At 62.2% G+C, this 23,194-nt stretch carries 19 protein-coding genes and 2 tRNA genes; 17 read left to right on the top strand and 4 right to left on the bottom strand.

What is annotated here, in order from left to right; genetic code table 11:
• Positions 1–100 precede the first annotated feature (100 nt).
• From PVZ78_RS29225 to PVZ78_RS29200, 6 genes are all read left to right on the top strand, one after another.
• A complete protein-coding gene (locus PVZ78_RS29225) occupies positions 101–2,524 on the top strand; it encodes a penicillin acylase family protein (RefSeq protein ID WP_273829649.1) in 2,424 nt (807 codons plus the stop codon).
• Between the two features lie 319 nt (positions 2,525–2,843).
• On the top strand, positions 2,844–3,626 hold the full coding sequence (locus PVZ78_RS29220; RefSeq protein WP_009047357.1) for a transporter substrate-binding domain-containing protein: 783 nt from the start codon (positions 2,844–2,846) through the stop codon (positions 3,624–3,626).
• A 56-nt stretch (positions 3,627–3,682) separates the two neighbouring features.
• Positions 3,683–4,411, top strand: coding sequence for an ABC transporter permease (locus tag PVZ78_RS29215; RefSeq protein ID WP_009047356.1), 729 nt, complete (start codon positions 3,683–3,685; stop codon positions 4,409–4,411).
• Positions 4,408–5,118 (top strand): ABC transporter permease, encoded by a 711-nt coding sequence (locus PVZ78_RS29210; RefSeq protein ID WP_009047355.1) that lies wholly within the window; start codon positions 4,408–4,410, stop codon positions 5,116–5,118. Before PVZ78_RS29215 ends, PVZ78_RS29210 begins: the two co-directional genes overlap by 4 nt.
• 20 nt (positions 5,119–5,138) lie before the next feature.
• On the top strand, positions 5,139–6,257 hold the full coding sequence (locus PVZ78_RS29205; RefSeq protein WP_009047354.1) for a succinylglutamate desuccinylase/aspartoacylase family protein: 1,119 nt from the start codon (positions 5,139–5,141) through the stop codon (positions 6,255–6,257).
• 13 nt (positions 6,258–6,270) lie between these two features.
• A complete protein-coding gene (locus PVZ78_RS29200) occupies positions 6,271–7,035 on the top strand; it encodes an ABC transporter ATP-binding protein (protein WP_009047353.1) in 765 nt (254 codons plus the stop codon).
• 78 nt (positions 7,036–7,113) lie between these two features.
• Here PVZ78_RS29200 and PVZ78_RS29195 read toward each other — a convergent pair whose 3' ends face one another.
• Both PVZ78_RS29195 and dcd read right to left on the bottom strand, forming a co-directional pair.
• Positions 7,114–7,320, bottom strand: coding sequence for a hypothetical protein (locus PVZ78_RS29195; protein ID WP_016702032.1), 207 nt, complete (start codon positions 7,318–7,320; stop codon positions 7,114–7,116).
• 106 nt (positions 7,321–7,426) lie between these two features.
• Entirely contained in the window at positions 7,427–7,993 is a 567-nt protein-coding gene (gene dcd, locus PVZ78_RS29190) for a dCTP deaminase (protein ID WP_009047351.1), read from the bottom strand.
• A gap of 352 nt (positions 7,994–8,345) precedes the next feature.
• On the opposite strand from dcd, the gene PVZ78_RS29185 reads away from it, so the two are divergent.
• Entirely contained in the window at positions 8,346–8,555 is a 210-nt protein-coding gene (locus PVZ78_RS29185) for a cold-shock protein (RefSeq protein ID WP_002554837.1), read from the top strand.
• A 124-nt stretch (positions 8,556–8,679) separates the two neighbouring features.
• Positions 8,680–10,098, top strand: a complete 1,419-nt coding sequence (locus PVZ78_RS29180) for a toxin-antitoxin system YwqK family antitoxin (protein ID WP_273829648.1) — start codon at positions 8,680–8,682, stop codon at positions 10,096–10,098.
• 104 nt (positions 10,099–10,202) lie between these two features.
• Here PVZ78_RS29180 and PVZ78_RS29175 read toward each other — a convergent pair whose 3' ends face one another.
• A complete protein-coding gene (locus PVZ78_RS29175) occupies positions 10,203–11,210 on the bottom strand; it encodes a DUF481 domain-containing protein (RefSeq protein ID WP_009047349.1) in 1,008 nt (335 codons plus the stop codon).
• Positions 11,211–11,374: 164 nt separating this feature from the next.
• Here PVZ78_RS29175 and PVZ78_RS29170 point away from each other — a divergent pair, with 164 nt between their 5' ends.
• The 4 genes from PVZ78_RS29170 to PVZ78_RS29155 all read left to right on the top strand — a co-directional run bounded on the left by PVZ78_RS29170 (position 11,375) and on the right by PVZ78_RS29155 (position 16,166).
• The gene (locus tag PVZ78_RS29170) at positions 11,375–11,728 is read left to right on the top strand and encodes an MGMT family protein (protein WP_009047348.1); all 354 of its coding nucleotides are present in this window, start codon (positions 11,375–11,377) and stop codon (positions 11,726–11,728) included.
• A 44-nt stretch (positions 11,729–11,772) separates the two neighbouring features.
• Positions 11,773–13,350 carry an AmpG family muropeptide MFS transporter gene (locus PVZ78_RS29165; protein WP_009047347.1) on the top strand — a complete coding sequence of 526 codons (1,578 nt, stop codon included), beginning with the start codon at positions 11,773–11,775 and terminating at the stop codon, positions 13,348–13,350.
• A 129-nt stretch (positions 13,351–13,479) separates the two neighbouring features.
• Positions 13,480–15,195 carry a proline--tRNA ligase gene (locus PVZ78_RS29160; RefSeq protein WP_009047346.1) on the top strand — a complete coding sequence of 572 codons (1,716 nt, stop codon included), beginning with the start codon at positions 13,480–13,482 and terminating at the stop codon, positions 15,193–15,195.
• Positions 15,196–15,212: 17 nt separating this feature from the next.
• Positions 15,213–16,166, top strand: a complete 954-nt coding sequence (locus tag PVZ78_RS29155) for a hypothetical protein (protein WP_016702030.1) — start codon at positions 15,213–15,215, stop codon at positions 16,164–16,166.
• A 201-nt stretch (positions 16,167–16,367) separates the two neighbouring features.
• On the opposite strand, the gene dinB is transcribed toward PVZ78_RS29155, so the two are convergent.
• Entirely contained in the window at positions 16,368–17,432 is a 1,065-nt protein-coding gene (gene dinB, locus PVZ78_RS29150) for a DNA polymerase IV (RefSeq protein WP_009047344.1), read from the bottom strand.
• 299 nt (positions 17,433–17,731) lie between these two features.
• Between dinB and PVZ78_RS29145 the strand changes: the two genes are divergently transcribed.
• The 5 genes from PVZ78_RS29145 (at position 17,732) to PVZ78_RS29125 (ending at position 23,087) form a co-directional block, all read left to right on the top strand.
• Positions 17,732–17,808: transfer RNA gene (locus tag PVZ78_RS29145), tRNA-Met, on the top strand.
• Positions 17,809–18,014: 206 nt separating this feature from the next.
• Positions 18,015–18,091 (top strand) — tRNA-Met (locus PVZ78_RS29140).
• A gap of 279 nt (positions 18,092–18,370) precedes the next feature.
• Positions 18,371–21,019 (top strand): bifunctional lysylphosphatidylglycerol flippase/synthetase MprF, encoded by a 2,649-nt coding sequence (gene mprF, locus PVZ78_RS29135; RefSeq protein ID WP_009047343.1) that lies wholly within the window; start codon positions 18,371–18,373, stop codon positions 21,017–21,019.
• Positions 21,019–22,314 (top strand): virulence factor family protein, encoded by a 1,296-nt coding sequence (locus tag PVZ78_RS29130; RefSeq protein WP_028681822.1) that lies wholly within the window; start codon positions 21,019–21,021, stop codon positions 22,312–22,314. The genes mprF and PVZ78_RS29130 overlap by 1 nt, the downstream gene beginning before the upstream one ends.
• 497 nt (positions 22,315–22,811) lie before the next feature.
• Positions 22,812–23,087, top strand: a complete 276-nt coding sequence (locus PVZ78_RS29125) for a DUF3077 domain-containing protein (protein ID WP_273829647.1) — start codon at positions 22,812–22,814, stop codon at positions 23,085–23,087.
• Positions 23,088–23,194 lie beyond the last annotated feature (107 nt).

Genomic DNA, 23,194 nt, shown 5'->3' with positions numbered 1-23,194 from the left:
CCGGCAACGCAGAAATACTCTCAGCCCCCGCTTGCGCGGCACTCGCCTGCTCACTAACGTAGCGCCTTTATCGACGCTACCCCCCCGCAGGAGCTTTGCCATGGCCTCGCCAGCCTTCTCACATTTTCTTCCCCGGTTCGGCGTTGCCGCGGCAGTGGCCGGCGTTCTCAGCCTGGCCGGTTGCCAGTCATGGAACACCCAGGACAGCCTGCCGCCGACCTCTGGCGTGCAACCGCTCAAGGGCCTGGCCCAGAACGTTTCGGTCCGGCGCAATGCCATGGGCATGCCGCTGATCGAAAGCAGCACCTTCCACGATGCGCTGTTCGCCCTGGGTTACGTGCACGCCAGCGACCGGATCAACCAGATGGTGACCCTGCGCCTGCTGGCCCAGGGCCGGCTGGCCGAGATGTCCGGTGCCGACGTTCTGGACGTCGACCGCTACATGCGCGCGGTCAACCTGAAGAACAGTGCCGGCGAGCTGTACAAAGCCTCGTCCCCGAGGATCAAGCGCTTCTTCGAGGTCTACGCCCGCGGGGTCAACGCCTACCTGTTCCGCTACCGCGACAAGCTGCCGCCAGACCTGGCCGCCACCGGCTACAAGCCCGAATACTGGAAACCGGAAGATTCGGCGCTGATCTTTTGCCTGCTGAACTTCAGCCAGTCGGCCAACCTGCCGGAAGAAATCAACGCCCTGGTGCTGGCGCAGAAAGTTGGCGCCGACAAGCTCGCCTGGCTGACCCCGAGCTACCCGGACGAACCGCTGCCGCTGGCCGAGAGCGACAAGCTCAAGGGCCTCAACCTGAATGTCCCGGGCTTGAGCGAAATCAGTGCCGCCGCCGGCAAGCTTGGCGAACTCAACCCGCTGAGCATCGCCGGCGCCAGCAACTGGGCCATCGCTCCCCAGCGCAGCCGCAGCGGCAAAAGCCTGCTGGCCGCCGACAGCCACTCGCCGGCATGGAACCTGGTGCAGATCCGCGCGCCCAAGTACCAGGCCGCGGGCGCCTCGATCGCCGGCCTGCCGATGATCATCCAGGGCTTCAACGGCAAGGTGGCCTGGAGCATGACCTCGGTCGCCGGCGACAACCAGGACCTGTTCCTGGAAAAACTCAAGCGCCAGGGCAATGCGCTGTATTACGAAGCCAACGGCAAATGGCTGCCGGCCGTGGTGCGCAACGAAACCTACTTCGTCAAAGGCCAGCGGCCGATTCGCGAGGTGGTCTATGAAACCCGTCACGGCGCCCTGCTCAACAGCGCCAGCAACCTGAGCGGCGGCTACGGCCTGGCCCTGCAACAGCCGGACCTCAAGGACGATAAGAGCCTGGACGCGTTTTTCGACCTGTCGCGGGCGCAGAACGTGGAGCGAGCCTCCGACGCCAGCCGCGAGATCCGCGCTATCGGCCTGAACATGCTGTTCGCCGATGCCAGCCATATCGGCTGGCAGGTCACCGGCCGCTTCCCCAACCGCCGTGAAGGCGAAGGCCTGCTGCCGTCGCCGGGCTGGGAAGGCCGTTACGACTGGGACGGCTATGCCGACCCGATGCTCCACCCCTATGACCAGGACCCGGCCCAGGGCTGGCTGGGCACCGCCAACCAGCGGATCATCCCCCACGGCTATGGCATGCAGCTGTCCAACTCCTGGTACTACCCCGAGCGTGGCGAACGCCTGGCCGAGTTGGCCGGCAGCGGCAAGCACGACGGCCGCAGCATGATCGCCATGCAGTACGACCAGACCACCCCCTTCGCCGCCAAGCTGAAGAAGATGTTCGAAGCCCCCGGCATGGCGCAGCCCCTGAAGAAAGCCATCGACGCCCTGCCCGAAGCCGAGCGCAGCAAGGCCCGCGAGGCCTACAGCCGCCTGATGGCGTTCGACGGCAAACTCAGCCCGATGTCGGCCGACGCGGCGATCTATGAGCTGTTCCTGCAGGAAAGCGCCCGGCAAATCTTCCTCGACAAACTGGGTTCGGAATCCAGCCCGGCCTGGAAGGCCCTGGTGGCCAACGGCGCGCTGTCCTACTCGGCCCAGGCCGACCATTTGCTGGGTCAGGAAGACAGCCCGTTCTGGGATGACAGCCGCACCCCACAGAAAGAAGACAAGCCGGCGATCCTCGCCCGCAGCCTGGCCGCCGCCATCAGCGCCGGTGAAAGCCAGCTGGGTGGCGACCGCAGGGCCTGGCAATGGGGCAAGCTGCACAGCTACCACTGGAAGAACGCCAATGGCCAGGTCGTTCGCGGGCCGCTGCAGGCCGGTGGCGATCACAGCACCCTGAACAGCTCGCCGTACCGCTGGGGCCAGGACTTCACGGTGACCGAGGCGCCGGCGCTACGGTTGATCGTCGATTTCGGCCAGAGCGAACCGCTGAGCGTCATCAACAGCAGCGGCCAGTCGGGCAACCCGGCCAGCCCGAACTACCTGAATGGCATCGACGCCTGGCTCAAGGGCCAGTACCTGAGCTTGCCGCTGCAACCGCAGAACTTCGACCGCCTCTACGGCAAGACCCGCCTGACCCTGGCGCCAGGCAAGTAACACCGGCCAGCCCGCCCCTCTCCACAAGGGGCGGGCTTGAGCCCGGTAACGCTTCACTCCCCTCGCCGATCCAGGCCTGCCACGCTCCCGGCAGCCACGCCCTTTCCTGCGCGAAATCGCCCACGCGCCCTATTGATGCAAGGCTTCCCACACGCTCTTTTTTGGGGCGCGGCCGACGCACGGCAGGCTCTGGCACCACCTTTTAAAACAGTTGTTCGGGACTCTGGTTCGGAAATTGCTACTTTCATTAAGTCTGACGCGTTGCAGTAACAGTACTAATGCGCCACAAGCGCTCATATTGGTTTTTAGGGATTTAATAATGAAAAAAGCATTGCTGACCCTTTCTGCACTGGCTCTCTGCATGGCCGCCGGTTCCGCGCTGGCCAAGGAATACAAGGAACTGCGCTTCGGCGTTGACCCGTCCTACGCACCTTTTGAATCCAAGGCCGCCGATGGCAGCCTGGTCGGCTTCGACATCGATCTGGGCAATGCCATCTGTGCCGAACTGAAGGTCAAGTGCAAATGGGTCGAAAGCGACTTCGACGGCATGATCCCGGGCCTCAAAGCCAATAAATTCGACGGTGTGATCTCGTCCATGACCGTCACTCCGGCCCGCGAGAAAGTCATCGACTTCTCCAACGAACTGTTCTCCGGCCCGACTTCCTTCGTGTTCAAGAAAGGTTCCGGCCTGACCGAAGACACCGCATCGCTCAAGGGCAAAACCGTCGGCTACGAGCAGGGCACTATCCAGGAAGCCTACGCCAAGGCCGTGCTGGACAAGGCCGGGGTGAAGACCCAGGCCTACCAGAACCAGGACCAGGTGTATGCCGACCTGATTTCCGGGCGCCTCGATGCGTCGATCCAGGACATGCTGCAAGCCGAACTGGGCTTCCTGAAGTCGCCACAGGGCGCCGACTACGAGGTGAGCAAACCGGTGGACAGCCCGCTGCTGCCGTCCAAGACAGCTATCGGTATCTCCAAAGGTAACAAAGAGCTCAAGGCCCTTCTGGATAAAGGTATCAAAGCGTTACACGACGATGGCACCTACGCCACCATTCAGAAAAAGCACTTTGGCGATCTGAATCTCTACAGCGGTAAATAAGGTCCTGGCGCCCATCCTCGATGGGCGCCTTTTTTATCGCCACAGGTCTCTGATTTATGTTCGAAGAACTTCTGCAAACCCTTGGGCTTTCCGCCTTCAGCCTCAAGGGGTTCGGTCCGTTGTTGCTGGAAGGCACCTGGATGACCATCAAACTCTCGGTATTGTCGCTGTTACTCAGCGTCCTGCTCGGCCTGCTCGGCGCCAGCGCCAAACTCTCGCAGCTGGGCCTGCTGCGCCTGCCCGCCCAGCTCTACACCACGCTGATCCGCGGCGTACCGGACCTGGTGCTGATGCTGCTGATTTTCTACAGCCTGCAAACCTGGCTGACCACCTTCACCAACTTCATGGAATGGGAATACATCGAGATCGACCCGTTCAGCGCCGGGGTCATCACCCTGGGCTTCATTTATGGGGCGTACTTCACCGAAACCTTCCGTGGCGCCATCCTCGCCGTGCCGCGCGGGCAGATCGAAGCCGCCACCGCCTACGGCCTCAAGCGTGGCCAGCGTTTTCGCTTCGTGGTGTTTCCGCAGATGATGCGTTTTGCCCTGCCGGGTATCGGCAATAACTGGATGGTGATGCTCAAGGCCACCGCGCTGGTGTCGATCATCGGCCTGGCCGACCTGGTCAAGGCGGCCCAGGATGCCGGCAAGAGCACCTACCAGCTGTTCTACTTCCTGGTGCTGGCGGCCTTGATCTACCTGGTCATCACCAGCGCCTCCAACATTGTCCTGCGCTGGCTCGAACGCCGTTATGCCGCGGGCTCGCGGGAGGCGGTGCGATGATCGAGCTCCTGCAGGAATACTGGAGACCCTTCCTCTACAGCGACGGCTACAACGTCACCGGCCTGGCGATGACCATGTGGCTGCTCAGCGCCTCGATCTTCATCGGTTTCCTGGTGTCGATCCCGCTGTCCATCGCCCGGGTCTCGCCCAAGCTCTACCTACGCTGGCCGGTGCAGTTCTACACCTACCTGTTTCGCGGCACGCCGCTCTATATCCAGCTGCTGATCTGCTACACCGGGATCTACAGCATCGCCGCGGTCCGCGCCCAGCCCATGCTCGATGCGTTCTTTCGCGACGCGATGAACTGCACCATCCTCGCCTTCGCCCTGAACACCTGCGCCTACACCACGGAGATTTTCGCCGGGGCGATCCGCAGCATGGCCCATGGCGAGGTCGAGGCGGCCAAGGCCTACGGCCTCAGCGGCTGGAAACTGTACGCCTACGTGATCATGCCCTCGGCCCTGCGCCGCTCGTTGCCCTACTACAGCAACGAAGTGATCCTGATGCTGCACTCGACCACCGTGGCCTTCACCGCGACCATCCCGGATGTGCTGAAAGTCGCCCGCGACGCCAACTCGGCAACCTTCATGACCTTCGAGTCCTTCGGCATCGCCGCGCTGATCTACCTCACCGTGACCTTCGCGCTGGTCGGCCTGTTCCGTCTCGCCGAACGCCGCTGGCTGGCCTTCCTCGGGCCGACCCACTAGAACAAGGCAAATCATCATCCATGCGCCAACAGACTCATGATCTGCTCGCCCCGGTGCCGGGGACCTCGCGCCAGATCCACAGCTTTCACTTCGGCCCCGAGCGGGCCGAAGGCAAGATCTACATCCAGTCGTCGCTGCACGCCGATGAACTGCCGGGCATGCTCGTGGCCTGGCACCTCAAGGCGCGCCTGGCGGAACTGGAGGCCCAGGGCCGCCTGCGCAGCGAAATCGTCCTGGTGCCGGTGGCCAACCCGGCCGGCCTGGAACAGGTGTTGATGGACGTGCCGCTGGGCCGCTACGAGCTGGAAAGCGGGCAGAACTTCAACCGCTGGTTCCTCGACCTCGGCGAAGAAGTCGGCAACGACATCGAAGGCCAACTGGGCGACGACCCACGGCACAACCGCGAAATCATCCGCGCCAGCCTGCGCGACGCCCTGGCCCGGCAGACCGCCGGCACTCAGTTGCAGTCCCAGCGCCTGGCCTTGCAGCGCCTGGCCTGCGACGCGGACATGGTGCTGGACCTGCACTGCGATTTCGAAGCCGTAACCCATCTGTACACCACGCCCGAGGCCTGGCCGCAGGTCGAGCCGCTGGCCCGCTACATCGGCTCGCAAGCCAGCCTGCTGGCCACCGACTCCGGCGGCCAGTCGTTCGACGAATGCTTCACCCTGCTCTGGTGGCAATTGCAGCAGCGTTTCGGCGAGCGCTTCGCCATTCCCCTGGGCAGCTTCTCGGTCACCGTCGAGCTGCGCGGCCAGGGCGACGTCAACCACAACCTGGCCAGCCGGGATTGCCAGGCCATACTGGATTACCTGGGCCATTTCGGCGCCATCGCCGGCGAGGCTCCGCCCCTGCCCGATCTGCCCTACCCGGCCACCCCGCTGGCCGGCGTGGAGCCGGTGGCCACGCCCGTGGGCGGCCTGCTGGTGTTCACCGCCCTGCCCGGGGAGTACCTGGAAGCCGGGCAACAGGTGGCCGAAGTCATCGACCCGATCAACGATCGCGTCACCCCCGTTCATTGCAGCTGCGCCGGCCTGCTCTACGCCCGCTCGCTGCGCCGCATGGCCACGGCCGGCATGGTGATCGCCCATGTCGCCGGCCGCGAAGCCTATCGCAGCGGCTACCTACTTTCGCCTTGAGGATGCATGCCCCATGTACAAACTGACCATTGAAGGCCTGCATAAATGCTACGGCGACAATGAAGTGCTCAAAGGTGTTTCGCTCAAGGCGAAGACCGGCGACGTGATCAGCCTGATCGGCGCCAGCGGCTCGGGTAAAAGTACCTTTCTGCGCTGCATCAACTTCCTGGAAACCCCGGACGACGGCGCCATGAGCCTGGACGGCCAGCCGATCCGCATGGTCAAGGACCGCCACGGCATGCACGTGGCCGACGCCGACGAACTGCAGCGGATTCGCACGCGCCTGGCCATGGTGTTCCAGCATTTCAACCTGTGGAGCCACATGACGGTGCTGGAGAACATCACCATGGCCCCGCGCCGGGTGCTGGGCGTCAGCAAGAAGGACGCCGAGGAGCGCGCCCGGCGCTACCTGGACAAGGTCGGCCTGCTCCCCCGGGTGGCCGACCAGTACCCGGCCTTTCTCTCCGGTGGCCAGCAACAGCGGGTGGCAATTGCCCGGGCGTTGGCGATGGAGCCGGAAGTGATGCTGTTCGACGAACCCACCTCGGCCCTCGACCCGGAGCTGGTGGGCGAAGTGCTCAAGGTGATCCAGGGCCTGGCCGAGGAAGGCCGGACCATGATCATGGTCACCCATGAAATGAGTTTCGCCCGCAAGGTGTCGAGCCAGGTGCTGTTCCTGCACAAGGGCCTGGTGGAAGAGGAAGGCGCGCCGGAAGAGGTGCTGGGCAATCCGAAGAGCGAGCGCTTGCAGCAGTTCCTCAGCGGTAACCTGAAGTAAGCCCTATGGATAAAGGCCAGCCCGCCGGGACCTCGATGAGGTTCGGCGGGCTGGCCTTTTTCTGGGGGGTAGCGTCAATCAGGCGACAGGAGCGGGAGGAGGCTCGTCCGGCAAGGTCGGCTCGCCTGGTTCGGTCGGCTCGGCGGGTTGCGGGGTATCCGGGTCGGGCTGACCGGGAATGCCGCCTGCCACACTGGGGTGCGCCAGCAGTGACCAGGCCAGGACGCCGACCTGATTGGGCTCAAGTCTGGCAAGTGTGGCGCTTATAAGCGGATCGATCTTCATGGGGCACTCCTGAGCTAAGCACGGTCCGCTGTGCGCAAACCGGGGCAGTCCTCTGGTTAGAGTATCTGCCCGCTGAGGAATTCCCGCTATTCGTCAGACGACGGAGTCAGGTACGCGGCAGGGTCACGCCACGCTGGCCCTGGTACTTGCCGCCACGGTCCTTGTAGGACACTTCGCACTCTTCGTCGGACTCCAGGAACAGCATCTGCGCCACGCCTTCGTTGGCGTAGATCTTCGCCGGCAAGGTGGTGGTGTTGGAGAATTCCAGGGTCACATGGCCTTCCCACTCAGGCTCGAGCGGGGTGACGTTGACGATGATGCCGCAACGGGCGTAGGTGCTTTTACCCAGGCAGATGGTCAGCACGTTGCGCGGAATGCGGAAGTACTCGACGGTGCGGGCCAGGGCGAAGGAGTTGGGTGGAATGATGCACACGTCGCTCTTGATGTCGACGAAGCTGCCGGCGTCGAAGTTTTTCGGATCGACGGTGGCCGAATTGATGTTGGTGAACACCTTGAACTCATCGGCGCAACGCACATCGTAGCCGTAGCTCGAGACACCGAAGGAAATCAGCCGATCCGAGCCTTCGCCACGCATCTGGCGCTCCACGAAAGGTTCGATCATGCCGTGCTCTTGCGCCATGCGGCGAATCCACTTGTCCGATTTGATGCTCATGGCGGGTGTCCTGAAATAGCGAGGTGGAAAAAATCTGTCCGGCATCTTACCGGGGTGCGCCTGCGGGTTCAAAGTCTGCACCGCTTTTCTCGCTGAAAGCCGCAATACTTGCGGGCTGGAGGCTATGTACGGCACCGCCAGTCACTAAAAGCGCGAATCCTTGGCAAAGAACATTGGCAGGTTCCGGAAAAAGGGTTAAGGTGGCGCCACTGTGCTGCTTGTGTCACTGAGAATCTCTACACGATGTTGAATTTCGATCCAACCATCTCCAAGAATTTTTCCTGCTCTTTGCACTCAGTCTCGGCCAGGGCTTTTCCTGAGTCGCAGTTAACTTTGTCCAAGGAGATACACCATGTCTAATCGCCAAACCGGTACCGTTAAGTGGTTCAACGATGAAAAAGGCTTCGGCTTCATCACTCCACAATCCGGTGACGACCTGTTCGTACACTTCAAAGCTATCCAATCCGACGGCTTCAAAAGCCTGAAAGAAGGCCAACAGGTTTCTTTCATCGCTACCCGCGGTCAGAAAGGCATGCAAGCTGAAGAAGTTCAAGTTATCTAACTTGTACTGAAACAGTAAAAAGCCCCGCCCTCAAAGCGGGGCTTTTTTGTGCCCGGATGTTTTTGCTTAATGGCACCCACGCTATATGATCCGCCCCCTCGGACAATCATATGGAAATAGCAGGATGCCGTTCAGACACTGGAAGTTGTTGAGCGCAGCGGTGCTCACTCTCGCCCTCCCTCTCGCACTCAACGCCACACCTCGCCCCGACCATCCAACGGTCATCGTCGGCATCGACAGCAACGCCAGCTACATTGCCAAGGACTCGACACAACAACCCGAGTTGCGGCGCGCAGTGCTGCTGGAGCTTTCCAGCGCCCATCGTTGCGGCAGCAACGAGGTTTACCTCACGCCGGAATCCTCAGGCATCCCCGCGGAGTCGTTCGGCCAGATCCTGGAAGAAATCCAGCAGTTGATCGATGACCAGACCCCACTTTTGCTGACACTTTCAGACTGCGACGGAAAACGAGCCTTTTTCGAAAAAGTCCGGCCCTGCACCGCCCAGGAGTGCGCTGAACTGACAGCCTCCCTGGTCGACGGCAAGCTCTACCTCGACGAACACTATGCGCCGACAGGCCAAGGCCAGGCCTCGTATTTCCTGACGATGCCGATGAGCTACGACGACCGGCAAAAGGCCTGGAACGCAAAAATCTTCTACGTCGAGTCAGGCACCCTGCGCCGGGACTATTTCGTCAGCGCCGAGGACTTCGTTTCGGGCAAGGCTGTTCACGCCTCGAAAACCTACTACCCGGACGGACAAGTCCGCCACAGCGTTGGTTATGACCTCAATGGCAAACGTCAGGGCGAGGCGCTGACCTACTCCGAGAGCGGTGTCGTGGTTAAACGCTCGAACTATCGGGACGGTCTCCTCGAGGGCTGGCAGAGCACTTATCACGACAATGGCAAAGTCGCCGACTCCTACAACTGGCGCCAGGGCAAACGCGTCGACGGCGAATACCTGGAGTACGACGAGAACGGCAAGCGGGTCGGGCGCATCAGCTACCGTGCAGATCTGCCGGACGGCCCAGCTATCAGCTACTACCCGGATGGCCAGATCAAAGACAGCGGACAGTTCGTTGCCGGCAAGAAAGTCGGCCCGAGCCCGTCCTACTACCCTGACGGCACCCTGGAAAGCACAGTCGATTTCGTCGACAACCAGCCCGTGGGCTGGCAAATCCAGTACCACCCCAACGGCAAGGTAAAGCAGAAACAATTCAACGACGAACACGGCACCCAGCGCAGTTATGCCCTCTGGAACGAACAGGGCGCGCAAACCCTCCAGTGGCAATGGGATGAACAGCACCGCGAGCAGGGCGACTTCAAGGCGTGGTACGACAACGGCCAGCTCAAGGATCACAAGATCTACAAGGACGCGAAACTCGAAGGCCCTGCCGTTACCTGGTACGAAAACGGTCAGATGGAATCATCTACGGATTACCTGGATGGCAAAGAGCATGGCTGGATGCGCCTCTGGAACCAGGACGGCAGCCTGCAGAGCGAATGCCAGTACCAGACAGGCGCCCGTCAAGGCGCATGCAGTTGAGCCGGGCATGACACAGCGCTATTGAGACAGCACTCTGGCGCTGCCAAACAAAAAAGTCCCGCCGGTGCAAACCGCGGGACTTCTTCATTTCAGGGCCTGCGAGCTTACCAGGCGACGCCAAACCCCGCGGTGTAACGGGTCTTGTTGAGATCGCTCTCCTTGGTGCCACTGATGATGTCCCGTTCGGCCTTGAGGTTGAGCGACGCCCACTCCGTGACCTTGTAGCGCAGGCCGATTTCGGCATCCAGGGCATAATCGGCAATATTGGACAGCGGCCTGCCCACCTCGCCATTGGTAAACAACTCGACCCGCTTGCCAATCAGGTAACGGTTGTAGTCCCACTTCATGGCCAGCGAATAGAAGTTGTCTTTGCCGCCATCCTTGTACTCGTAGTCGGTGCGGTTGAGCAGCGAACCCAGGGAGAACGCCCCCAGTTCGTTATCCCAGAACTGGTAACCCGGGCCGGTACCCACCACACGCTGGCGGGCCAGATCCTCGACCTTGTCACGCTTGTAGTTCAGCCGCCCTTGCCAGAACCACTTATCGGTGAGGAAGCGGTCCAGCGCGTATTCGGCGCGCCAGTTGTCGGTGGTGACGACATCGTTCTGGAATTCGCGGTTGTACTCGCCTTCCGCCGTGTGTCGCCATTTGCCGTGGCGCGCCGAGGTCTTGAAGTCGATGTCGTAGTCGTCGGTGTCCTTTTCCGCCCGCTGATAGTCCAGCGCCATGTCGACATTGCCCTTCCACACCAGATCCTCGACCACTGGCTTGGGCTTCATGATCTGCTGGATGCTCGCCAGTTCGACGGTCTTCGGCGTCTCTCCATTGGCCAGGGTGACCTTGCCGTCTTCCGCCGCGTGCAGGGACTTGGCCTTCTCGCCGGTGTAGGCGTCCTGCTTGACCAGCAGCTCCTGATCGCTCTCCAGCGTCTTGACCTGCTTCCAGTCGATCGGGATGGCCCCGGCATACTCGGTCTGGATCAGTAACTTGCCACCATCGAACACGTTGATCTTGCCGGTCAGACGGTCACCGTTCTTCAACCAGACGGTATCGGCGAGTAAAGGTGTGGAGGTACTGAAAACGGCAAGGCACAGCAGGGTTCTGGACAACATAAACAGATACAGGACTCGAGTTTGCGAAAAAAACCGGCATTATCCACATGAATAAAACCTCAGGTAGGGACTGACTCGACTATCTATAGTGAGTTCAATCCTCAACGGTTAATAAACCCTTTGTCCTACAGACGGTTTACAGGCCTGCATCAGGAAACCCGAACGTGATCGAACCGCTCGACGCCGACCAAAGCCCCGCCGAAATCCGACGCACGGCGCTCTACCTGACCCTGGCCCAAGTCCCGGAAGGCAAGGTAGTCAGCTATGGGCAACTGGCGGAAATGGCGGGCCTGGGTCGCGCCGCACGCTGGGTGGGACGAACCCTCAGCCGGTTGCCCGCCGACACCACCCTGCCCTGGCACCGCGTACTGGGCGCGGGCGGGCGCATCAGCCTGCCCGTGGGCAGTGCATCGGGCGACGAACAGCGCGCGCGACTGCGTATGGAAGGTGTCTCGATCCTGAACAATCGTGTGGATATTCGGCGCCATGGCTGGCGTCCGGTAGAGCACAGCGGTTAGAGTGCGCGCTTTGTTTCCGTAATTCTTGAGGCAGACTCCAGCCCATGCCCCGTAAAACCTGGCGCGCCGCGCTCGCCGCCTATGCCAGCCCCTCGACGCTCGTGCTGTTGCTGCTTGGTTTCGCCGCCGGCCTGCCCTACATGCTGGTGTTTTCGACACTTTCAGTCTGGTTGCGCGAAGCCGGTGTGGCCCGCGAGACCATTGGCTACGCCAGCCTGATCGGCCTGGCCTACGCCTTCAAATGGGTCTGGTCGCCCTTGCTCGACCAATGGCGCCTGCCCCTGCTGGGCAAACTCGGACGCCGCCGCTCCTGGCTGGTCCTGGCGCAATCGCTGGTGCTGCTCGGGCTGATCGGCATGGGTTTCTGCGATCCGCAAAAGCACCTGTCCTGGCTGATCGCCATTGCCGTTATCGTCGCCTTTGCCTCGGCCACCCAGGACATCGCGGTGGACGCCTACCGCCTGGAAATCGCCGAAGACAGCCGCCAGGCTGCCCTGGCCGCCGCCTATATGTCCGGCTACCGCGTCGCCGCCCTGCTGGCCACCGCTGGCGCCCTGTTCTTTGCCGAAGGTTTCGGCTCCACCGGTTTCAGCTACAAGCACTCGGCCTGGACCGGCACCTATGTGCTGTTCGGCGTGCTGATGATCCCGGCCCTGCTGACCACCCTGTTCATGCGCGAACCGCCGGTGCCGCTGCGCACCCAGCTGTCGGCCGGGCGCTACAGCTTCTTGCACCAGTTGGTGTCGGTATTCGTGCTGATCGTGCTGCTGGTGTCCGTGCCGGCGATGTTCACCCAGCTGTACAACACCGACTTCGCCAGCGTGCTGTTCGAAGGTGTCAGCCTGCTGGACCTGCTGCTGGAAGACCGGGCGTTCCTGCGCGCCATTCTCTACACCATTCTGACCGCGCTGTGCCTGTCGGCCATGGGTCGCCGCGGCCTGGCCCCGGTGCTGACGCCGGTCAACGACTTCATCCTGCGCTACCGCTGGCAAGCCCTGCTGCTGCTGGGCCTGATCGCCACCTACCGGATGTCGGACACAGTGATGGGCGTGATGGCCAACGTGTTCTACATCGACCAGGGCTTCACCAAGGACCAGATCGCCAGCGTCAGCAAGATTTTCGGCCTGATCATGACCCTGGTCGGCGCCGGCATGGGCGGCCTGCTGATCGTGCGCTTCGGCATCCTGCCGATCCTGTTCATCGGCGGCGCCGCCTCGGCCGCGACCAACCTGCTGTTCCTGATGCTGGCTGACATGGGCCCCAACCTGCAGATGCTGGTGGTGACCATTTCCCTGGACAACTTCAGCTCGGGCCTGGCCACCTCGGCCTTCGTCGCCTACCTGTCGAGCCTGACCAACCTGAAGTTCTCGGCGACCCAGTACGCCCTGCTCAGCTCGATCATGCTGCTGTTGCCGCGCCTGATCGGCGGTTATTCGGGGGTCATGGTGGAAAAGTTCGGCTATCACGACTTCTTCCTGATCACCGCTCTGCTCGGCGTGCCGACCCTGATCCTGATCGCCCTGCACTGGTTCCAGGAAAGCCGCCGCGCCGAACCGCCGCAAGCGCCCGAAGCCACGCCACCCGCGCCTCCACCCGCTACTGCGATCAGCGAAGAACCCTAGGAAACCCCGGGGCATACCGGCATTCATCCGGCGCCCCGACCTCCCCCGGCCGCAATCCTGTACGCCAACGGTTCTCGCCCGTACAATGCTTCGTCATTTCTAGTCTTCAGCAACCGACAACGGCCTACCATGCGCACCAGTCAATTTTTGCTCGCCACACAGAAAGAAACGCCTTCCGATGCGGTCGTAATCAGCCATCAGCTGATGCTGCGCGCCGGCATGATCCGCAAACTGGCCTCGGGCCTGTACACCTGGCTCCCGATGGGCCTGCGGGTGATGCGCAAGGTCGAAGCCATCGTTCGTGAAGAAATGAACGCCGCCGGCTCGCTTGAAGTGTTGATGCCGAGCACCCAGCCAGCTGAACTGTGGCAGGAATCCGGTCGCTGGGAGGAGTACGGCCCTGAACTGCTGCGCTTCAAGGATCGCCACGGTCGCGACTTCTGCGCCGGCCCGACCCACGAAGAAGTGATCACCGATCTGGCCCGCAACGAGCTGAGCAGCTACAAGCAGCTGCCGATCAACCTGTACCAGATCCAGACCAAATTCCGCGATGAAATCCGTCCACGCTTCGGCCTGATGCGCGGTCGCGAGTTCATCATGAAGGACGCCTACTCCTTCCACGCCGACCAGGCATCGCTGCAGATCACCTATGACCGCATGCACCAGGCCTACTGCAACGTGTTCACCCGCCTGGGCCTGAAATTCCGTCCGGTCGAAGCCGACAACGGCTCCATCGGCGGCGCCGGCTCCCACGAATTCCACGTACTGGCCGAGTCCGGCGAAGACGACATCGTTTTCAGCAACGGCTCCGACTACGCGGCGAACATCGAGAAAGCCGAAGCCGTGCCACGGGAAACCTCGCGTCCGGCGCCAAGCGAAGAACTGCGCCTGGTCGACACCCCTGATGCGAAAACCATCGCGCAGCTGGTGGAAGGCTACAACCTGCCGATCGAAAAGACCGTCAAGACCCTGGTGGTGCACGCCGAGGAAGCCGGCAAGCTGATCGCCCTGATCATCCGTGGCGACCACGAGCTGAACGAAATCAAGGCCGCCAACCAGCCTGGCGTCGCCAGCCCGCTGGTCATGGCTTCGGAAGCCGAACTGCGTGACGCCATCGGCGCCGGCGCCGGCTCCCTGGGCCCGCTGAACCTGCCGCTGCCAATCATCGTCGACCGTTCCGTGGCCCTGATGAGCGACTTCGGTATCGGCGCGAACGTCGACGACAAGCACTATTTCGGCTTCAACTGGGAACGCGACATGCCGGTCCCAACCGTGGCCGACCTGCGCAACGTCGTCTCCGGCGACCCGAGCCCGGACGGCAAGGGCACCCTGGAAATCAAGCGCGGCATCGAAGTCGGGCACATCTTCCAGCTGGGCAACAAGTACAGCAAGGCGATGAAGTGCGAAGTGCTGGGCGAGAACGGCAAGCCGGTCACCCTGGAAATGGGCTGCTACGGCATCGGCGTGTCCCGCGTGGTGGCTGCGGCCATCGAGCAGAACAACGACGAGAACGGCATCATCTGGAGCGACGCCCTGGCCCCGTTCCAGATCGCCCTGGTACCGCTGCGCTATGAAACCGAGCAGGTTCGCGAAGCCACCGACAAGCTGTACGCGCAACTCACCGCCGCCGGCTTCGAAGTGCTGCTGGACGACCGCGACAAGAAGACCAGCCCGGGCATCAAGTTCGCGGACATGGAGCTGATCGGCATTCCACACCGGATCGTGGTCAGCGACCGCGGCCTCGCCGAAGGCAACCTGGAATACAAGAGCCGTACCGAAGCCGAGGCGCAAGCGCTGCCAGTGGCTGACGTGCTGTCCTTCCTCCAAGCCCGTATCCGTCGCTGAAACCAGATAGAGAAGTCATGTTCAAGCGAAACACCTTAAGCCTCGGTGGCGCCGCCTTGTGCGGCGCCCTGTTGCTCAGCGGCTGTGCCAACCAGATGTCGCAACGCAGCGAGCACGAGGAACGTGTCGAGCGCAAATTGCTCGATCACAGCCTGCAGATCGATGTCGGTGAGCCTAAGGTGCTTGAGCTGCCGCAACGCCGGGTACGCATCCACGAGCAGAAGACTTTCGAAGTCACCGAGTTCGAAGTCACGCGCCGCTACGATCGCTACACGCCCTATCAACCCTGGCGGGAGCTCTACGAGATCCCACTGGGCGCGGTAGCCGTGGTCGCCGGTATCGGCGCCAACGTGGTCAATGTGTTTACCCTGGGCAACCTGCCGGACAGCGTCACCAAGGACTGGATCAGCTACGGCGTGGCCGGGCTCAACCCGTTCATGAACGTGCAGTCCCACGGCCGGGCGCAGCAGAACCTGGCGGGGATCGATGAAGTCCAGCGCGACAAGCGCGTGGAGTATTCGAGCCTGCCCTGGAGCGAACGTCCGGTGCAGGTCAAGGCCGGCAAGGAAACCCATGAGCTGAGCACCGACCGCAACGGTGTACTGCGCCTGAACCTGTTGGACAGCCCGTTTTCCGAGCAGGACCTGAACCACATCGGCCAGTTGCAGATCAGCGTCGCGGATGCCCAGGACGACGTGCATTCCGACTCGTCGCTGGCCATCAGCAACACCCTGCGCGGCAAGCTGCTGGAAGCGCACAACCTGATCTTCGACGACCTCGAGGATGACGAAGTGAGCCAGTGGGTGCACCGGGTCAAGCGTCTCTCCGAACTGGGTCTGGAAGAGGAAGCCAGCGAACTGGAGCAGAGCCTGATCGAGCTGACCCGCAACGATCCGGAGCTGCAAAGCGAGTTTCTCAAGTCGCTGACCAAGAACGCCGGCCGCCTGGTCGCCGATCCTGGCGCCCATTGACTTGGAACGGCTACAGGCTGGCACACCACACCTGTAGCCGCTGCCGAGCCCCGAGGCTGCGATCGGCCAACGGCCGTAAACCGGGCAACCTGTTCTTCCTGGTAAACCGCGCGCTCAGGCTCTGCGAGGACTGCGTCGGAATGCCGCCCACCTCGATCGCAGCCTCGCAAGCTCGGCAGCGGCTACAGGCTGTTTGGGCTTTCAGGAAAGGCTGAACAACTCCAGCTGCTCATGTCCGCCACGCAAATCCTGCAAACGCACGCCAATCCCCAATAGCCGCACCGGCCTGTCCCCGCGCTTGAACGCCTGGGTCAAAAGCTGCCGATAACTCTCCAGGTCCCGCCCTGCCCCCGCCTGTTCGAGCGTGGTCTGGGTAAAATCGTGAAACTTCACTTTGACGAACGGCTTGCCCGGACGGTAACTGCTGTCGATTCGTTCGATCCGGCCGGCCAGGGTCTGCATCAGCTCCGGGAGTTTATCCAGGCAGCTCTGCAGATCGGGCAGATCGACGTCGTAGGTGTTTTCCACACTGATGGACTGCCGACGGCTGTCGTTCTGCACCGGCCGCTCATCGATGCCCCGGGCCAGGTTCCACAGGCGCTCGCCAAAACTGCCGAACTCGCGCACCAGCGCCAGCTTGCTCCATTCGCGCAACGTCTCGCAGTTGACGATGCCCAGGCGCCCCAGTTTGTCGGCCGTGACCTTGCCCACGCCATGCAGCTTGTTCACCGGCAAGGCCGAAACGAAGTCCTCGACCTGGTCCGGGGTGATCACGAACAGGCCGTTGGGCTTTTTCCAGTCGCTGGCGATCTTGGCCAGGAACTTGTTCGGCGCCACCCCGGCCGACACCGTGATATGCAGCTGATTGGAGACCCGGCGGCGAATGTCCTGGGCGATACGGGTGGCGCTGCCGGCAAAGTTGGGGCTGTCGGAGACGTCCAGGTAGGCCTCATCCAGGGATAAAGGCTCGATGAGGTCGGTGTAGTCGCGAAAGATCGTATGAATCTCTTTCGACGCCTCCCGGTAGGCCTCCATGCGCGGCTTGACGATCAGCAGGTCGGGGCACAGCGTCAGCGCATGCCGCGAGGACATGGCCGAACGCACCCCAAAGGCACGGGCTTCATAGTTGCAGGTGGCGATCACCCCGCGTCGCTCCGCCGAGCCGCCCACCGCCATCGGCCTGCCGGCCAATTGCGGGTCGTCGCGCATTTCGATGGCGGCGTAGAAGCAATCGCAGTCGATGTGGATGATTTTGCGCTGCGTCATATAAAGGCAGAGTTCATGGAAGCAAGAGGTCGATCACGAAACAGGGCGACAGTATCTCACCGAGAACTGTATATAGCACCAGTAGTTTGATTTCTCCTGCCCGGCGCCAGAAAAATCGGAAGATGAATTTATTTCCTCAATCGGCCAGAGCCCTTCAATAGAGCTGAAAGCCTTGTGCAGCATGCCCCCGAGGCTGATTCAAAGGCTGCTTTTTCAAGCTAAGCGATTGAACGAGAACAGTTTTTTTCGCCTGATCGGTTGACAGACCGGCGATCCTCTGTAGAATGCCGCCACACAGACGCGGGATGGAGCAGTCTGGTAGCTCGTCGGGCTCATAACCCGAAGGTCGTCGGTTCAAATCCGGCTCCCGCAACCAAACATCAAAAAAGGCTACTCGAAAGAGTGGCCTTTTTTGTGCGCGCCGCTTTTATCGCCATGCCTTGCGCGATGTCGCGCAAAAAACAAAACCCTTTGCACCACCGGGACTTAACCCGCCTTGCGAGTCATTCAACACTTATTTGACTCAATGGATCATTAACGGTTGACACTCCAGCATTCGTCTGTAGAATGCCGCCACACAGACGCGGGATGGAGCAGCCTGGTAGCTCGTCGGGCTCATAACCCGAAGGTCGTCGGTTCAAATCCGGCTCCCGCAACCAAACATCAAAAAAGGCTACTCGAAAGAGTGGCCTTTTTTGTATCTGTCGGAAAAATCTTTTCGCAACAATGACCTGGCAATCTCCCGTGAACCGTCAGTCACCTCCCCCACTCTTTCCAACCCGCTATGCTCATTGCCAGGCTGCCGCTTGAAAACGCTGGCCGTCCGGGCTCGCAGGGCCATGGTGAGACGCGTTAATATTTGAAACTATTTTTTCTGCAGGGATTGGTAACTTGGCTGGATACCCCCATCCTGTCGCGCACAATCCACGAGGTGATTGATGCGCGCCAACTCGTCTGACTCACAAGACACCGATACCGTTACAACGAACCAACCGGTTGCGGCCACCCGCTTGCGCTGGCTGGAACTGTTGAGCAAATATCGCCAGCCGATCGGCATGGTCGTGACCCTGCTGCTGTTCGGCATCGCCCTGATTGCCTGTCGCCACCTGCTCAGCGAGCTGGATCTGTATGCCCTGCATGACTCGATCCTCGACGTGCCTAAACCGGCCCTGCTCGGCGCACTGGCCGCGACCGTGGTCGGCTTCGTCATCCTGCTCGGCTACGAATGGTCCGCCAGCCGCTACGCCGGGGTGAACCTGCCGCCGCGCACCCTGGCCCTGGGGGGCTTCACCGCCTTTGCCATCGGCAACGCCATCGGCCTGTCGCTGCTCTCCGGTGGCTCGGTGCGTTACCGACTCTATGCCCGGCATGGCGTGGGCGCTGGCGACGTCGCCCATATGACGCTGTTCGCCAGCCTGTCCCTGGGTTGCGCCCTGCCACCGCTCGCGGCCCTGGCGACCCTGAGCAACCTGCCTGCCGCGTCCGCCGCCCTGCGCCTCTCCGAAGGCCTGCTGGCCAGCATTGCCGGCGCCGTATTGCTGCTCTGCGCGATCCTGGTCATCGGTATCTACCGGCGCCGCCTGCCCGAACAGCCATTGCCGGACAACCTGCTGGTCAAGGCCGGGCGCCGCACCCTGCGCCTGCCGGGACGCCGCCTGACGCTCCTGCAACTGCTGATCACCGCCCTCGACGTCGCCGCCGCAGCCACCGTGCTGTATCTGCTGCTGCCCGAAGCACCGCCCTTCGGCGCCTTCCTGCTGGTCTACCTGCTGGCCCTGGCGGCCGGCGTGCTCAGCCATGTACCCGGCGGCGTCGGGGTGTTCGAAGCGATTCTGCTGGCCGCCTTCGCCGACAAGCTCGGCGCGGCGCCACTGGCCGCCGCCCTGCTGCTGTACCGGTTGATCTACGTGATCCTGCCGATGCTGGTGGCCTGCGTCCTGCTGCTGATCAATGAAGCCCAGCGCCTGTTCCAGACCCGTCAATCGCTGCGGGCGGCCTCGGGCCTGGCGGCGCCGATCCTCGCGGTACTGGTGTTCCTGTCCGGCGTGGTGCTGCTGTTTTCCGGCGTGACTCCGGAAATCGACACCCGCCTGCAACACATCGGTTTTCTGATCCCGCACCGCCTGGTGGATGCCTCGCACTTCGGCGCCAGCCTGGTCGGAGTGCTTTGCCTGCTGCTGGCCCAGGGCCTGCGCCGGCGCCTGTCCGCGGCCTGGATCCTCACCACCATCCTGCTGCTGGTCGGCGCGGTGCTCTCGCTGCTCAAGGGCTTCGACTGGGAAGAAGCCAGCCTGATGACCCTGACCGCCAGCCTGCTGGCGATCTTCCGGCGCTCCTTCTACCGGCCGAGCCGCCTCACCGAACTGCCGTTCTCGCCGCTGTACCTGGTGGCCAGCGTCTGTGTGCTGGGTGCGTCGATCTGGCTGCTGCTGTTCGCCTACCAGGACGTGCCCTACAGCCATCAGCTGTGGTGGCAGTTCACCCTCGACGCCGATGCCCCGCGGGGTCTGCGTTCGCTGCTGGGGGCCGCGGTACTGCTGGTGGTGGTGTCCCTGACCTGGCTGCTGCGCACCGCGCGCCCGGTGATTCACCTGCCCAATGGCGAGGAACTGGACCGCGCGGCGAAGATCCTCATGGCCTCGTCCCAGCCCGATGGCGGCCTGTCCCTGACCGGCGACAAGGCCCTGCTGTTCCACCCCAACGACGATGCCTTCCTCATGTATGCCCGGCGCGGCCGCAGCCTGGTGGCGCTGTACGACCCGATTGGCCCGACCCAGCAACGGGCCGAGATGATCTGGCAGTTCCGCGACCTGTGCGACGTCCACCATGCGCGCCCGGTGTTCTACCAGGTGCGCGCGGAAAACCTGCCGTACTACATGGACATCGGCCTGACCGCGATCAAGCTCGGTGAAGAAGCCCGGGTCGACCTGAACCGCTTTGACCTCGAAGCCAAGGGCAAGGAGATGAAGGACCTGCGCTACACCTGGAACCGTGGCACCCGGGACGGCCTGTCGCTGGAAATCCATGAGGCCGGGCACGCGCCGATGGACGAACTGAAAGTCATTTCCGATGCCTGGCTGACCGGCAAGAATGTCCGCGAGAAAGGCTTCTCCCTCGGACGTTTCAGCGAGGACTACCTCAAGCATTTCCGTATCGCGATCATTCGTTTTGAAGGACGTCCGGTGGCCTTCGCCAACCTGCTCGAGACCTACAGCCATGACCTGGCCAGCCTCGACCTGATGCGCGCCCACCCGGAGGCTCCCAAGCTGACCATGGAATTCATGATGGTCGGCCTGATCCAGCATTATAAAAACCATGGGTATGCCCGCTTCAGTCTGGGCATGGTGCCGTTGTCGGGCCTGCAACCCCGGCGTGGCGCGCCACTGACCCAGCGCCTTGGATCGATGGTTTTCCGTCGGGGTGAGCAGCTGTACAACTTCCAAGGGTTGCGCCGTTTCAAAGACAAATTCCAGCCTGACTGGGAACCTCGTTACATGGCCGTGCCCGCCGGACTGGATCCGCTGGTGGCACTGGCCGATACCGCCGCCCTGATTGCGGGCGGCCTGACTGGATTGGTGAAACGCTGATGATTCAACGCTCCTGGCGGTATGTACTGGCCACTCTGGTGGTGTTTGCCCTGATAGCGGGAGGCGGCTACTGGTACTGGAATCGTCCGGCGCCCCAACCGACCCTGGAACACCTGGCCCAGACCGATGGTTCGACCCTGACCCGCGTCACCCCGGCCGCCCAGGCCAAGGCCCGGGTCGCCGTGGCCGTCCTCGCCGACGAAGCCCTGACCGATACTCAACTCATGGCCCTGAGCCGCGGCGGCGCGGCGCAGATCGTCCAGGTGATCCTGCCCAAGGACGATTGCAAGCTGCAGGAACAAGCCCTGCAGAACGCCCTTGGCCAACTCAAGGGCCCGGCGACCCTGGTCAGCGGCATCGGCCCTGGCGCCGCCCTGGCCTGGCGCTGGATCGCCACCCAGAACGATGACAAGGCCCAGGCCGTGTCGGTGGGTTTCACCATTAACCCGGCTCCGGGTTGCACCGACCCACTGCCCAAGACCCTGGCCCACGGCCACTGGCTGGTGGCCTGGAACGACAACCCGGATGACGAAAGCGCCGGCTTCGTGCGTGACACCCCCAATGCCACCACCAGCATCAGCGACTACGACATTCACCTGCCCCAGGTACTGAACAACGAGTTGCGCAAGCTGCTGGTGGGTTCGGACAACGGCGGCCTGAACATCCCGGTGGTCGAAGTACCGGCCGGCCAGGCCAAGGACACCGTGACCCTGTTCCTCTCCGGCGACGGCGGCTGGCGCGACCTGGACCGCGACGTGGCCGGCGAGATGGCCAAGATCGGCTACCCGGTGGTCGGCATCGACACCCTGCGCTACTACTGGCAGCACAAGACCCCGGAACAGAGCGCCACCGACCTGACCGAACTGATGCAGCACTATCGGCAGAAATGGGGCACCAAGCGCTTCGTGCTGACCGGCTATTCGTTCGGCGCCGATGTCTTGCCAGCCATCTACAACCGCCTGCCGGAAGCCGAGCAGCAGCGGGTCGACGCCATTATCCTGCTGGCCTTCGCCCGCACCGGCAGCTTCGAGATCGAAGTCGAAGGCTGGCTGGGCAACGCCGGCAAGGAAGCCGCCACCGGCCCGGAAATGGCCAAGCTGCCAGCGGCCAAGGTGGTGTGCATCTATGGCGAAGAAGAAGTCGACGAAAGCGGTTGCACCGACAAGACCGCCGTCGGCGAAGCCATGAAGCTGCCGGGCGGCCACCACTTCGACGAGAACTACCCGGCCCTGGCCCAGCGCCTGGTCAACGTCATCGAGAAACGCCAGGGTAAGGACAAGGTCGCCGAAGAGTGATCTGATTGCCGTTGTATCAAAAGCCCCTGCAGCCTGATGGTTGCAGGGGCTTTTTTACGCCTGCTGAAAACGCAAGGCCGACCCGTTGGAACCTCCCCGCCAGCACGCTGCCGGAACGCCTCAAGGTGCCAAACGAAGGTGAAACATCGCAATGCCGGATGACTCCCGCGGAGGTTGTAGGCAAACTCCGAACATTGCGTAAGGGGATGCGCTAGAGCACTTTGCTGCCTTGTTGGCCTTCGCTTCGACGGGATAGGCTCCAGACGTCGCTGACTATTCAGCGATCGGGCTTGGAAACCCGAAGAGTCTGGGCAACTAGCACCCCATAGTGATTGCAGGCGAATTTAGCGCCTGCAATCCATCAGTTATGGCGGCTGTGCGTGGGAGACCTTCGGGTCTGCCGGTTTCCTGGATTCCCGGTTTTCCAACCTGCGTACAGCTGCCACCCATTCGCTTGGAAACGAACGTGGCAGCTCCTCAAATTCAGGAGTTGGTCCATGAACAATGCAAATCCGCCCCAATCTTCAAACCTGACAACAGTCGGCTTAACCCCTTTCCTCTACTGCTCAGAACGCCCGCTGTTCCACGTCAGCGCCGGCGTCCCCATTGGCGACGCCCTGGCCCAAGCCTCCGACCTGCTGTTCCTGGCCAAGGCCTTTGCCGAGGACGCCGCCTACAGCAAAGACAGCGACCGCCACGCCTGGGCTGCGCATTACCTGACGGCCATGGGCAAGGCCGTGATTGATGACGTGGTGAAGGTGTTGAGCTTATGACCAGCTCGCCCAAAGATCAGGCCTGACCGCAGTTCTTCTGTAGGAGCGAGCTCGCTCGCGAAAAACTCAAACACAGCGCATTTCTTCAATGCCTACGCATTATCATT

This window comes from Pseudomonas sp. SBT1-2 (genome assembly GCF_028640875.1).
Taxonomy (GTDB): Bacteria; Pseudomonadota; Gammaproteobacteria; order Pseudomonadales; family Pseudomonadaceae; genus Aquipseudomonas; species Aquipseudomonas chlororaphis_I.
This window is presented reverse-complemented; position numbering and strand designations above follow the sequence as displayed.

Coding starts and splice junctions, on each gene's coding strand:
- PVZ78_RS29165 (WP_009047347.1), top strand. CDS start 11,773: ATGCCCCGTAAAACCTGGCGCGCCGCGCTCGCCGCCTATGCCAGCCCC.
- PVZ78_RS29200 (WP_009047353.1), top strand. CDS start 6,271: ATGTACAAACTGACCATTGAAGGCCTGCATAAATGCTACGGCGACAAT.
- PVZ78_RS29180 (WP_273829648.1), top strand. CDS start 8,680: ATGCCGTTCAGACACTGGAAGTTGTTGAGCGCAGCGGTGCTCACTCTC.
- PVZ78_RS29215 (WP_009047356.1), top strand. CDS start 3,683: ATGTTCGAAGAACTTCTGCAAACCCTTGGGCTTTCCGCCTTCAGCCTC.
- PVZ78_RS29175 (WP_009047349.1), bottom strand. CDS start 11,210: ATGTTGTCCAGAACCCTGCTGTGCCTTGCCGTTTTCAGTACCTCCACA.
- PVZ78_RS29195 (WP_016702032.1), bottom strand. CDS start 7,320: ATGAAGATCGATCCGCTTATAAGCGCCACACTTGCCAGACTTGAGCCC.
- PVZ78_RS29130 (WP_028681822.1), top strand. CDS start 21,019: ATGATTCAACGCTCCTGGCGGTATGTACTGGCCACTCTGGTGGTGTTT.
- PVZ78_RS29160 (WP_009047346.1), top strand. CDS start 13,480: ATGCGCACCAGTCAATTTTTGCTCGCCACACAGAAAGAAACGCCTTCC.
- PVZ78_RS29210 (WP_009047355.1), top strand. CDS start 4,408: ATGATCGAGCTCCTGCAGGAATACTGGAGACCCTTCCTCTACAGCGAC.
- PVZ78_RS29225 (WP_273829649.1), top strand. CDS start 101: ATGGCCTCGCCAGCCTTCTCACATTTTCTTCCCCGGTTCGGCGTTGCC.
- PVZ78_RS29185 (WP_002554837.1), top strand. CDS start 8,346: ATGTCTAATCGCCAAACCGGTACCGTTAAGTGGTTCAACGATGAAAAA.
- PVZ78_RS29155 (WP_016702030.1), top strand. CDS start 15,213: ATGTTCAAGCGAAACACCTTAAGCCTCGGTGGCGCCGCCTTGTGCGGC.
- PVZ78_RS29220 (WP_009047357.1), top strand. CDS start 2,844: ATGAAAAAAGCATTGCTGACCCTTTCTGCACTGGCTCTCTGCATGGCC.
- dinB (WP_009047344.1), bottom strand. CDS start 17,432: ATGACGCAGCGCAAAATCATCCACATCGACTGCGATTGCTTCTACGCC.
- PVZ78_RS29205 (WP_009047354.1), top strand. CDS start 5,139: ATGCGCCAACAGACTCATGATCTGCTCGCCCCGGTGCCGGGGACCTCG.
- PVZ78_RS29125 (WP_273829647.1), top strand. CDS start 22,812: ATGAACAATGCAAATCCGCCCCAATCTTCAAACCTGACAACAGTCGGC.
- mprF (WP_009047343.1), top strand. CDS start 18,371: ATGCGCGCCAACTCGTCTGACTCACAAGACACCGATACCGTTACAACG.
- dcd (WP_009047351.1), bottom strand. CDS start 7,993: ATGAGCATCAAATCGGACAAGTGGATTCGCCGCATGGCGCAAGAGCAC.